Origin of the sequence: Aeromonas sp. A04, assembly GCF_047780465.1 — a bacterium.
Lineage (GTDB): Bacteria > Pseudomonadota > Gammaproteobacteria > Enterobacterales > Aeromonadaceae > Aeromonas > Aeromonas bestiarum.
The window spans coordinates 859457-871341 of sequence record NZ_JBLNHP010000001.1 but is presented as its reverse complement, the minus strand read 5'-3'; the positions used below and the strand labels follow the sequence as shown (position 1 = coordinate 871341).

The 11885-nt window shown below is 59.6% G+C and carries 10 protein-coding genes and 1 riboswitch; of the genes, 6 read left to right on the top strand and 4 right to left on the bottom strand.

The window, feature by feature from the left end; all coding sequences use genetic code 11:
* Window positions 1-156: 156 nt before the first annotated feature.
* The 3 genes from lpcA to ACM3N8_RS03860 all read left to right on the top strand — a co-directional run bounded on the left by lpcA (window position 157) and on the right by ACM3N8_RS03860 (window position 2327).
* Window positions 157-735 (top strand): D-sedoheptulose 7-phosphate isomerase, encoded by a 579-nt coding sequence (gene lpcA / locus ACM3N8_RS03870; RefSeq protein ID WP_042872411.1) that lies wholly within the window; start codon window positions 157-159, stop codon window positions 733-735.
* 151 nt (window positions 736-886) lie between these two features.
* Window positions 887-1669, top strand: a complete 783-nt coding sequence (locus ACM3N8_RS03865) for a class II glutamine amidotransferase (RefSeq protein WP_042872409.1) — start codon at window positions 887-889, stop codon at window positions 1667-1669.
* Window positions 1670-1991: 322 nt separating this feature from the next.
* Window positions 1992-2327, top strand: coding sequence for an Hpt domain-containing protein (locus ACM3N8_RS03860; protein ID WP_043138484.1), 336 nt, complete (start codon window positions 1992-1994; stop codon window positions 2325-2327).
* A gap of 51 nt (window positions 2328-2378) precedes the next feature.
* On the opposite strand, the gene ACM3N8_RS03855 is transcribed toward ACM3N8_RS03860, so the two are convergent.
* Window positions 2379-3290, bottom strand: coding sequence for a gluconeogenesis factor YvcK family protein (locus ACM3N8_RS03855; RefSeq protein WP_043138482.1), 912 nt, complete (start codon window positions 3288-3290; stop codon window positions 2379-2381).
* A gap of 113 nt (window positions 3291-3403) precedes the next feature.
* Between ACM3N8_RS03855 and ACM3N8_RS03850 the strand changes: the two genes are divergently transcribed.
* Window positions 3404-4588: an FIST signal transduction protein gene (locus tag ACM3N8_RS03850; RefSeq protein ID WP_290017030.1), complete on the top strand. Its 1185-nt coding sequence runs from the start codon at window positions 3404-3406 to the stop codon at window positions 4586-4588.
* A gap of 20 nt (window positions 4589-4608) precedes the next feature.
* Window positions 4609-6705, top strand: coding sequence for a hybrid sensor histidine kinase/response regulator (locus ACM3N8_RS03845; RefSeq protein WP_290017029.1), 2097 nt, complete (start codon window positions 4609-4611; stop codon window positions 6703-6705).
* A gap of 229 nt (window positions 6706-6934) precedes the next feature.
* On the opposite strand, the gene ACM3N8_RS03840 is transcribed toward ACM3N8_RS03845, so the two are convergent.
* The 3 genes from ACM3N8_RS03840 to narQ all read right to left on the bottom strand — a co-directional run bounded on the left by ACM3N8_RS03840 (window position 6935) and on the right by narQ (window position 10468).
* The gene (locus ACM3N8_RS03840; protein ID WP_042872396.1) at window positions 6935-7510 is read right to left on the bottom strand and encodes an LON peptidase substrate-binding domain-containing protein; all 576 of its coding nucleotides are present in this window, start codon (window positions 7508-7510) and stop codon (window positions 6935-6937) included.
* Between the two features lie 607 nt (window positions 7511-8117).
* Window positions 8118-8756: a two-component system response regulator NarL gene (gene narL, locus ACM3N8_RS03835; RefSeq protein ID WP_011705476.1), complete on the bottom strand. Its 639-nt coding sequence runs from the start codon at window positions 8754-8756 to the stop codon at window positions 8118-8120.
* Window positions 8756-10468, bottom strand: a complete 1713-nt coding sequence (gene narQ / locus ACM3N8_RS03830; RefSeq protein WP_043138475.1) for a nitrate/nitrite two-component system sensor histidine kinase NarQ — start codon at window positions 10466-10468, stop codon at window positions 8756-8758. Before narQ ends, narL begins: the two co-directional genes overlap by 1 nt.
* Window positions 10469-10547: 79 nt before the next feature.
* Window positions 10548-10687: riboswitch (molybdenum cofactor riboswitch) on the top strand.
* Here narQ and moaA point away from each other — a divergent pair.
* The gene (moaA, locus tag ACM3N8_RS03825) at window positions 10675-11670 is read left to right on the top strand and encodes a GTP 3',8-cyclase MoaA (RefSeq protein ID WP_042872387.1); all 996 of its coding nucleotides are present in this window, start codon (window positions 10675-10677) and stop codon (window positions 11668-11670) included. (Overlaps the previous riboswitch by 13 nt.)
* Window positions 11671-11885: the final 215 nt, after the last annotated feature.

The following is an 11885-nucleotide window of genomic DNA, read 5'->3' as shown; positions in this document are numbered from 1 at the left end:
ATTCATACGCACAAACTTATCAAGCTGTTTACAAGCTTGTTACCTTGGCTCTGTGATCGGCATAACGTCCTGCAGGCGGCATCTTGACGGGCGGGGGGGCGACTCCGGGATTGGCTTGTGCGACAATGACATCGCCCATATTTTGGAAGAGACATCATGTACCAAGAACTGATCCGCAATGAATTGACCGAAGCTGCCGGCGTGCTCCAGGCGTTCCTGGCAGATGAGCAGAATCTGAAAAACATTGAAGCTGCCGCTAGGCTGCTCGCCGACTCCTTCAAGCAGGAAGGCAAGGTGCTCTCCTGTGGCAATGGGGGCTCCCACTGTGATGCCATGCATTTTGCCGAAGAGCTGACCGGCCGCTATCGCGAGAACCGTCCTGGTTATGCCGGCATCGCCATCTCGGATCCCAGCCACCTCTCCTGCGTCTCCAACGACTTTGGCTACGACTACGTCTTCTCCCGTTATGTGGAAGCGGTCGGCCGTCGTGGTGACGTGCTGCTCGGCATTTCCACCAGCGGCAACTCAGGCAACATCCTCAAGGCCATCGAAGCCGCCCATGCCAAGGGCATGAAGGTGATAGCGCTGACCGGCAAGGATGGTGGCAAGATGGCGGGTCTGGCCGACGTCGAGATCCGTGTGCCGCATTTTGGCTATGCCGACCGCATTCAGGAAGTGCACATCAAGGTGATCCATATCCTGATCCAGCTGGTCGAAAAAGAGATGGCCAAGTAAGGCAGCATGTCCAGCCGGGATGTGTGGCCTCGCCAGGCCATGTCCCGGTTGTGCCTGCCCCGATAAGCGGCGGGATCGGCAGGGGTGCTTCGCATCAGGCTGGTCCCGCTGATTGAAAAAGATGGCCCAGTAATTAAGGAGTCCGCTGCTTATGTGCGAACTGCTCGGCATGAGTGCCAATGTGCCGACCGACATCTGCTTCAGCTTTACCGGTCTGATGCTGCGCGGCGGCAAGACGGGGCCACACAAGGATGGCTGGGGGATCACCTTCTATGAGGGGAGGGGGTTTCGCACCTTCAAGGATCCCGAGCCCAGTGCCCAGTCGCCGATAGCCAAGCTGGTCCAGGCGTTGCCCATCAAGAGCCGCGCCGTGGTCAGTCATATCCGGCAGGCGAACCGCGGCTGCGTGTCGCTGGAAAATACCCATCCGTTCACCCGTGAACTGTGGGGCCGCTACTGGACCTTCGCCCACAATGGCCAGCTGACCGGTTACAAGCGACTCGCCACCGGGCGGCACCGCCCGGTGGGGGACACCGACAGCGAGCACGCATTTTGCTGGCTGCTCAATCGGCTGGAACAGAAATATCCCAAGCGTCCTGCCAACTTCCCTGCCATGTTTCGCCATCTGGCCACCCTGTGCGACGAGTTGCGCGGACTCGGGGTATTCAACATGCTGCTGTCGGATGGGGAATTTGTGATGACCTATTGCAGCAACAACCTGCACTGGCTTACCCGGCGGGCGCCATTTGGCGAGGCCAGGCTGCTGGATGAAGATGTGGCCATCGATTTTCAGAGTGAGACGACCCCGGATGACGTGGTGACCCTGATCGCGACCCGTCCGCTGACCGGCAATGAAGATTGGGTCAGAATGGCGCCCGGCGAGTTCAGCCTGTTTCGGCTGGGTGAGCGCGTATGCGGCAGTCAGGATCGGTAATCATCTGATTTAAATATAAAAAAATACCAGGGTAGAATCCTACCCTGGTTCTTCGCAGCAGCCATACAGGCAAAAGGGATGAGAGAGGTGTTGCTGAGTCGCATCATTCTCACGGCCTCCATTGTTATTTATATGTTAATTTGTTGGCAACATTTATGTTTCAATCCGGCCTGCCTATCGCCACATTACTAGAACCGGATCACACTTTTCGTTTTGCGGCCGCTCGCCGGTCGACAAGCAGAAGGTGGGTGAGGGGATGACGCTGTCGCGCCGGGCATCTATAGTATGTTCTGTTTGAATACCGCCAAATGAGGACTGAGGGATGGAATGGTTGGATCAGAAGGTGCTGCGACAGCTGGCGGAAGACATAGGCCAGGAGATGATGCCTGTGGTGATCTCGGTGTTTATCGAGGAAGTGGGAGAGCAGCTCGCCCAGCTGCGACCACTCTATGAACGGCGGGACTGGCCTGCGCTGGCGCGGCTTGCCCACAGCATGAAATCCTCCTGCGGCAGCTACGGCGCCCAGCTCAGCTACCAGCAGGTGGTGGCATTGGAGCTGGCCTGCAAGCATGAAGATGCCGATGACGTCGCCCGGCTGCTGACCCAGCTGGAGCAATCCCTGCCCCAGGTGCTCTCTCACCTTGCCAACTACCACTGAGCTTGCTGCACAGCGGGGAACCAGCCGGTTCACCGCTGCGCGTAGCTGCCATCAGCGTTGATTGACCAGTTGCTGGATCACCCGATCCAGCGCCAGCTTGAGTTTCAGTCTGTCGTGGCGATGGGGGAGCTCGGCCTCACCCAGCTCGGCCTGGATCAGGCGGCTGGCCAACTCGGCCGGATACTCCCCTGTGGGCGCTAGAATGGCATCGACACGACCCGTACCGACCCGTGACTCCAGCCAGCGCCATTGGTTGATCAGACTCAGCTGACTGGCGGGGCCATTCTCGGCCACCAGATTGCAGATGAACACCAGCATGGCATCGCTCTCATTGATGGCTTGCGCCACCTCGGCCAGCAGCAGGGGCGGCATGATGGAGGTGAGGAAGCTGCCGGGCCCGAGTATAATCATGTCGGCCTGAGCCAGCGCCTGCACCGCCTCGCGAGTCGCCGGTACTTCCGGGCTCAGGCTCAGGGAGAGCGGTGGCGTATCGAGCTGATCGATGGAGACCTCTCCCAGGATCTGCTTGCCACAGACGGTGTGGGCACACAGGTCGGTGGGAAATTCTGACATGGGTAACAATTGTGACTCTATTTTCAGCATGTCACTGATGAGCTTGATAGCATCAAGAGGCCGCACGCAGAGGTTGTCGAGCGCCAGCAGCATCAGGTTGCCGAGGTTGTGACCCGCCAGCTCACCGCGGCCGGCGAAGCGATATTCAAACAACAGACTGCCGATGCTGGGATCCGTCACCAGCTGATTGAGGCAGTTGCGCAGATCTCCCCAGGCGATACACTCCTGGCTCTTGCGCAGGCGCCCAGTGGATCCGCCATCGTCCGTGGTGGCGACTATGCCGGTCAGCCGCTGGCCGAGAAACGAGAGTGAAGAGAGCACGCGGCCCATGCCGTGGCCGCCACCGATGGCGACGACCCGGTCAAAGTCATTGATGTTTTTCTGCCACATGCAGCTGTCCTGTGGTTGGGCTCAATTGAGGGCCATTCTAGCCGATGAAATCAGATAATTGTTTGATAAAGGTATGATTTTTGCTTACCCCCAGCATCATGAACAACTAGGAGATGGTGTTGAACTTTCTGACGGCTCACTCTCTTGAAGAGACCTCCCTGCTGGCTGCCCGGCAGGTCAGTGAGCGGCTGCTCGCTCAATCGCCCCATTCCCCTTCGCTGTTACTGGTCTATTTTACTCAGGCTCACGATGCCGAGGAACTGCGTCTTCACCTCAAGCAGCAGTTTCCGACGACCCGACTGATAGGGTGCAGCTCCTGCGGCGGCGTCATGACCCAGGTTGGCCACCACGCCCGTCAGGGGATAGGGCTGGCGGTGGCCGCCCTCTACGATGACAAGGGAGCCTATGGGGTGGCGGGACAGGCGGGGGATGAGGTGGATATTCGCCAGCTGTTGCGCGCCGCCATCGCCGATGGGGGGCGTCCCGGCGAGCTGCCTCAGCTCATACTGTTGCACGCCAGCCCGGGTCAGGAGGAGGCGATGCTGGCCAGTATCGAAGCCGAGCTGGGAACGACCGTCCCTGTCGTGGGAGGCTCGGCGGCCGACAACAGTGTCAGCGGCGATTGGCAGTTGTGCTGGGATGAGGGCAGTGCCCGCGAGGGCGTGGTGCTGGCTGTGCTCTATCCCGATTGCCAGCTGGCGTTCCAGTTTCATTCGGGCTATGTCCCGACCGAGCATCGCGGCACCATCACCGCCCTGGCAGGGCGCGAGATCCTCACCATAGATCATGAGCCCGCCGCCGAGGTCTACGCTCGCTGGACCGGACGAACCACTGCCTGGCCTGTGGGGCCCATACTGCGGGATACCACCCTCTCGCCGCTGGCCCGCCAGGTGGGCACCCTGGACGACATGCCCTACTACAAGCTATCTCATCCCGAGGCGGTGACAGAAGGTGGCGGATTGCGCCTCTTCACCGATACCCGGCTCGGCGAGCGGCTGCTGTTGATGTACAGCAGTCAGGAAGGCTTGCTGCAGCGCAGTCTGAATGCGACCCGCATCGAACCCGAGTACGGCATGACCGCCGAGATGCAGCCGTTCGGGGCCCTAGTGATCTTTTGTGCTGGTTGTCGCTTGGCTCTTGGTGATAGCTTATGCCAATTCGTCGATCAATTTCACACCCGGCTGGGGGAGATCCCCTTCATTACCCCGTTCACCTTCGGTGAACAGGGGCGTCTGCCCCACGGTGAGCTGGCACACGGCAACCTGATGGTATCGAGCGTGATCTTCCTCGACAGCTGATATATGGCGCTGGAAACAAGATGATAGGTAATACGGAATTGGAAGCCCTGGGTGACAAGCTGCAGACCACGCTGGTGGAGCTGGTGCGTTGTCGGGAACGCGAGGCCAAGTACCGCCAGGAGTCACAGACCCTGCTGTGCGGGGTCGCGACGCTGGCCGATGCCCAGACCCTGGAGCAGGTGCTGGACAGCCTCATCCAGGCGCTCAAGCCCTTCATCGGTTTCGAACATGCGGATGTGGTGGCCTGGGAAGCTGGCGGCGGCATCACCCACCTCAGCACCCAGGATGACGAGGTGGGGCGCCACTGGCAGCTGACCCCGCTCTTCTCTCGCGCCATCGAGGGGGAGACCCTGGTCATCTATGACCCGACCCAGTTGCCCGAGCTGGCGCCACTGGCCGATGTGGCCGGCTGGGCCAGCGTCATGATGACGGGGTTGCGCGCCCCCGGTTTCTCCGGCGTCCTCATCTGCCGTCACGCCGTGATGGGCACCTTCGATCTCAAGAGCAAGGCGGCGATGCAACGCTGCCGTCCGCTCATCTCCCAGGCGCTGGTCAACATCGCCTATCGGGCCCGCTTGCAGGAGCAGGTCGAGCTCAAGACGCTGGCGCTGCAGACCAGCGAGCAGCGTTTTCGCAGCTTCGCCGGCATGGCCTCCGACTGGTTCTGGGAGACGGACACGGAACACAGGCTCAGCTATGTGTCGGCGCCCGGCTATCAGGGGGATGTGAAAGCGCATCCACCCGGTCAGAGCCTCTACGATTACGTCTATGATCGGCGGGATCCCGAGTGGGGCAAGTACCGTCGCCTCATCGAGCTGCATCTGCCGGTGCGGGCGGTGCGGGCTCAGGTCAGCTTGGCCAGGGGGCCCTGCTGGATGGAGATCAATGCCGAGCCCTGCTTTGACGCCGCCGGTGTCTTCATCGGCTATCGGGGCACGGCGCGGGATGTGGGCAACCAGATCCGCCGCGAGCAGGAGCTGGCCCGGGCACGGGATGAGGCCGAGGCGGCCAACCGTGCCAAGTCGCAGTTCTTGGCCATGATGACCCACGAGATCCGCTCCCCCATGAATGCGGTGCTGGGCATGCTGGATCTGTTGCAACATGCCCAGCTCGAGCCTCAGCAGCAGACCCTGCTCGGGCATGCCACTCACTCGGCCCGTCTGCTGCAGACCATCATCGACGATGTGCTCGATTTCTCGAAAATCGAATCCCATACCCTGGAGTTTCACTGCGAGACCCTGCTCCCCACCCAGCTGTGCCAATCCCTGATCGAACCGCTGCAAGAGCGCGCCAGGAGCAAGGGCATAGCCCTGCGCTGGCGGGTGGATGAGGCGGTTCCGCCCCAGTTGCAGGGGGATCCGGTGCGGCTGTCACAGGTGATCAGCAACCTGCTCGGCAACGCGGTGAAGTTCACCAGCCAGGGCAGCGTCTTGCTGCAACTGGACTGGCACGAGCAACGGCTGCGGGTGTCGGTGACCGATACCGGGATCGGCATCTCGGCCGAGGATCAGGCGCTCCTGTTCGAGCCCTTCTCCCAGGTCGACAGCTCGGCGACCCGCCGTTTCTCCGGGACCGGGCTGGGGCTGGCCATCAGCAAACGGCTGGTGGAGCTGATGGGCGGGGAGATCCGTCTGCAGAGCGCGCCCGGTCAGGGCAGCAGCTTCTGGTTCGAGCTGCCCGGCATGGCGCTGCCGTGCGAGTGCAGCAGCCGGCCCGAGCCGGATCAATTGCCCATTCAGGATCTGGATGTGCTGGTGGTGGAAGACAGCCCGGTCAACCAACTGGTGGTGTCCCTCATGCTGCAAAAACTGGTGAGCCGGGTGCGGCTCGCGGCCAATGGCCTGGAGGCGTTGGCCCAGGTGGCGGAGCAGCAGCCGGATCTCATCCTGATGGACATGCGGATGCCGCAGATGGATGGGCTGGAGGCGACTCGCCGCTTGCGGGAACTGGGCTGCAAGGTGCCCATCGTGGCCTTGACGGCCAATGCCATGGCCGAAGACAGGGCCCGTTGTCTGGCCCAGGGAATGGATGATTTTCTGGCCAAGCCCATCAGCCTGATGCGACTGAGAGAGTGCCTGCAGCGCCATATCAGCCCAGTGTTGCCGGATCGCAGGTAAAAAAAATGGTCAACCTGGGTGGTTGACCAATTCTTCAGCAAATACTGAAGAGAGCACGGGATAAATCGGGTTGTACGATTCTATATGAAAAAGTCGTGCCAACTTTTCAGAACCTGTTTATGCGGCTTGCGGCTGTGTTATTGCTTTTTATCGATCACCGCGGTTTGCAAAATGCGAAATTATTATTTTCATTGTGGGAATATTCGCATTTTGCAATGTTCTCTTTGACTCACTGTGCGATCAGTCGGCGCAGGAATTGACGGGCCGCTTCGCTATTTTGTTTGGCAATCAACATCTGTTTTTCGTAGATGGGCATAGGCAGAATTTCGAGCCAGCGTTGGCAGAGCCAGGCTGCATCGTCAAACTGCTTGTCCGGGTAGAGCTCATCGAGCTCCGGATACTGCTCGAACACTTCCCGCAGCCGGGTGACCAGCGGTTTGTCACTGAAGTCTGAATGGGCGCTCGGCCAGTTGGGCAGCGCTTCGACCTTGGCCCGGCGCAATCCCATCTCGTCCGTTTCCATCTCATGGATGCAGAAACGTTCCATGCCGAGCACAGTGACGCCGAGCAGGCCGTCATTCAGGGTGTAGAAATCGGTCACCTTTACCCGGGTTCCGACCGGCAGTATGCGCCCGGACTTGCCCGTGGTGGTCGCCTCTTCCATCACTATGCCGAAACCCTGGTCATTGATGAATGACTCTTTGAGCATCTGCAGGTGGCGCGGTTCAAACAAACGCAGCGGAAGCTTGCCACCAGGCAGTATGTGGGAAGGCAAGGGGAACAATGCCAAGGGTTGAAGTTTCATGTTCCGTCCTCCATTGAGTAGTTGCTGAATAGGACAATGCAGCGACTGTGCCAGAGGATGAAAAAGGCCCCGGAATGGGGGTGTCAGTCTCCAAATTGAGTCTGAAATTTATTAATAATCAGATATTTATATTTTTATCTTTTTTGCCAAAGTGATCCCGTAGTCAGCTGAATACGGCCGGATCCTGAGTACTCGGCCCTCGCTCTCTTCGCGTCCAGAATTGAAGCGCATCGCATCTTGCAAAGAGCCAAGTGCAAAATGCGCATGGCCGTTGCGGCGGCGTGCAAGCCGCGTCGCCGGCCTGAGTACAAGGTGTGAGCAGGCAGGGGAGTCCGGTTCGAGAAATGAGAAGATAGAAGTGCGCCGCAGTGACGGATGCGGTGAATCGGCGGGTGAATCCCGCTTCCACACAAGCGGGAGTGTGTGGTCGCGCATCTTGCTTGTTGTGGGGTAAAGGGTGGTGGGGCGGGTTTCGCGCGGATGTAGCGCAGATAAGGAAAGCCCCGACGATGCGGGGCTTTGGTTTTTCTCTCAAGCTGATCAAGGCATGTGCATAGAGCGCAACAAAGTGCTCTGTTGAATGCGTTCATCCACCTCTGCCAGCGCGTTAGTTACGCTGCTCCAGGTACATGACGGCCGCTTCGACGCGGCTCTGGGCCTCGAGCTTCTTCAGCAGACTCTTCACGTGTACCTTGACCGTGCCCTCGGAAATATGGAGCACGGAGGCGACCTGTTTGTTGGAGAGGCCCTTGGCAATCTCGCGCAGGATCTGCATCTCGCGACGGGTCAGGCTCTCCAGCTTCTGTTGCAGATGATCCAGCTCGTAGATGTTCTCGAGGTAGGGGCGCAGCGGCTCGCTCAGGATCTGTTTGCCGGTCATCACGTCCGCCAGCTGGGCGAGCAACATCTCTGGCTCGGTATCCTTGAGCAGATAGCCATCGGCGCCGGCCTTGAGCAGGGCGACCACGTCCTGGCGGGCATCCGAAACGGTCAGGATCACCACCCGGGAGGTGACCTCTTCGGTGCGCAGCGCCTTGAGGGTATCCAGACCGGAGAGGCCTTTCATGTTGAGGTCGAGCAGGATCAGATCCGGTTCGGACTCCTTGGCCATGGCGACGGCGTCGGTGCCGTTGGACGCTTCACCGACCACCTCTATGTTCTCTTCCAGGGCCAGCAATTGCACAATCCCTTTGCGCATGAGGGGATGGTCATCCACGACCAGAACACTATATTTCATCTCGTCCATCAGGCATCTCTTGTTAGGCTGGTGGGAAAGGTCAGATGTACGCAGGTGCCTCTGGGCGGCTGCTCGCTGATGGTCAGCAGACCATGCAACTTGCTGGCACGCTCATTCATGATGCTAAGGCCATAGTGGTTGACCGCCGAGCTTGCGATCCCTATTCCAACACCGTCATCTGAAATCTGAACCTGAATGTTACCATTGGCGAGGGTCTCACAGCTAACATCAATCACTTGCGCGTTGGCATGTTTGATGGCGTTGAGCACTGCCTCACGGATCAGCTGCAGGATATGGATATGCTGGCCCGCCTCCAGATCCGTATCGGCCAGACCGTAATGGAGCCCGATCTCGGCCTGGGTCTGTGGCTTGAGCTGTTCCAGCATCACCTTGATGGCTTCCCCCAGATTGGCGTCACCTATGCTGAGGCGGAAGGTGCCGAGCAGCTCGCGCAGCTGGGTGTAGGCGCTGCTGAGCCCCTCGTCGATCTGTTGCATGGCGGCCTCTGTCTTGGCGGATTCCCCCTTGGCGAAGGCGCGTTTGAGCAGGGTGGACTGGATCTTGAGATAGGAGAGCGCCTGGGCCAGCGAGTCGTGCAGCTCGCGGGCGATGACGGCTCTCTCTTCCATCAGCAGCAGCCGCTGATGTTGCAGCAGGGTCTGATCCTTGTGCAGCACCTGGGCCAGCAGCATGGAGAAGTTCTTCATCAGCCGCTCGTCTATGGGATGGCTGCTGATCACGTCAAGCCGGCCGTACTCCTGCTCATCCATCTGCAGATGAAAGCTCACCACTGAGTCGAGATCGCCGGGCCAGCCCTTGCGCCCCGTGATGTAGTCCGGCATGGCGTTGTGTTCGAAGCGGGTCAGCCGTATGTGGTCTATGTGCTGATGGGCCGCGGCCCGCTCCAGCAGCTTGAGCAGGGTGCGCCGGCTCAGCGGCGCCGCATGCAGCTTCTGGGCTGTGCTGTAGAGGAAGGAGAGGGTGTCGTTGGCCTGCTGCAGCTTGGCGGTCTTCTCTTCCACCTTGCTCTCCAGCTCCCGATAGAGCTTGCCCAGCTCGTCGGCCATGGTGACGAAGGCACCCGACAACTCCCCCAGCTCGTTCTCGCAATGGGGGGGCAGGGTGAGATCGAACTCCTGGCGCTGGATCTGGCGGGCGCAATAGACCAGCTGGTTGAGCGGTGCCACCACCTGCTGGCGGGTAAACCGCACGGTAAACCAGGCGATGGTGATGATGGAGAGCAGCCCCAGCCCTTCGGCCAGCGCCAGCATGCGTACCTTGAACTCCACGTGGTACTGCATCTGGTTGACGAAATCGTCGATGGCCGCCACAAACTGCTCAGTGTTGTCTGTGTAGCGTCTGGGGGTGGCATTCTCGATGTGCTCGCGCATCACCTGCCATTGCAGCAACACCTCGCCATAGGTGCGGCGCAGGGAGGCAGGGGTGATCCAGCGCTGGGTCTCCTGCAACTCGGCCGCATGCAGCGTCTGTTCAAACTGATCGAGTCGTCCCAGCACGGGCTGCCCCTGCTCTATCTCGTAGGCCATGCGGTAGGCCTGCATCCGCAGCGAACCCGACAGGTTGATCGCCTTGGCATCGGGCACCGAGTAGAACAGGGTCACCATGGCCACCACGGCGATCAGGCTTGCCATGAACAGAATGAGCACCATGGAGCGCCCGATGGCGCTGCTGACCGAATGCACTTTGAACCACTTTCCCATGCTGATCGTCTTCCTTCGCATCAGACAATAACCCCACAAAGTAGCATGGGAGTGTACTCCAACTTGTGCTAGCATCGAAAAACTAGATGAACTCCGAGCTGTTTTGCCTAAGTCCTTGCGATAGGGGAAAACCGCCGTCAGCCGATGTTCGAGCTGTAAGGGTCAGGAAAGAAATGCCCTGGCCTCCCGTATTTGGAAAGGTGTTTATGTCGCCACTGCAAGATGGTTTTTCCCGTCGTTTTTACTATTTGCGCCTGTCGGTTACCGATGTGTGCAATTTTCGTTGTACCTACTGTTTGCCCGACGGCTATCGCCCTCCGGACGGGAACAAAGAGGGGCGCAAGTCGTTTCTCTCGCTGGACGAGATCCGCCGCATTGTCTCGGGCTTCGCCGCCATGGGCACCCGCAAGGTGCGCCTGACCGGAGGCGAGCCCTCCCTGCGCCGGGACTTCACCGCCATCATAGAGACGGTGGCCAATACCCCTGGCATAGAGAAGGTGGCTATGACCACCAATGGCTACCGCTTGAAAGAGCGCGCCCAGGAGTGGTTCGATGCGGGCCTCACCGCCCTCAACGTCAGCGTCGACAGTCTGGATCCCCGTCAGTTTCACCAGATCACCGGTGAGAACAAGCTGGCGGAGGTGATGGACGGGATCGAAGCGGCGCTGGCCGCCGGTTTCAAATCGGTGAAGATCAATGCGGTTCTGCTCAAGGGGCTCAATGACCATCAACTGGATGCGTTTCTGGCCTGGATCAGGCACAAGCCCATCGAGCTGCGTTTCATCGAGCTGATGCAGACCGGCGAGATGGATACCCTGTTTCAGAACCATCACGCCAGCGGTGACCTCATCAAGCAGCGGCTGCTCGAGAGTGGCTGGGTCCAGCAGTTGCGTGGTGCGGACGATGGTCCGGCCCAGGTCTTCATGCATCCTGAGTCAATGGGGGGCGTGGGGCTCATCATGCCCTACAGCAAGGATTTCTGTGCCGGTTGCAACCGGCTGCGGGTCTCCTCCGTGGGCAAGCTGCACCTGTGTCTGTTCGGTGATAACGGGGTGGAGCTGCGTGACCTGCTGGCGGCAGACAACCAGCAGGATGCACTGCAACAGCGCATTCGTGCCGCCCTCACCGGCAAGGCTGCATCCCACCGCTTGCACGAGGGCAATGCCGGCATGACCCCGCATCTGGCCTCCATCGGCGGCTAACCCTCAGGTGGGCTTGAAAAAATAGCCATCGATTAATAAGCAATCCTCAAATGGGGGTATTTTCACCGGCCCCCCTTCTCTCTCTTGACGCCAAGGGTTTGATCCAGCGCAAGAATCCCCCCTGTTTATCTCCCTAGTGGTATATCCCTGACCTTGTCAGGGCCGCAATATACACCCACTCTTATAATAGGTATTGAAAATGCCTGTCATGGGAC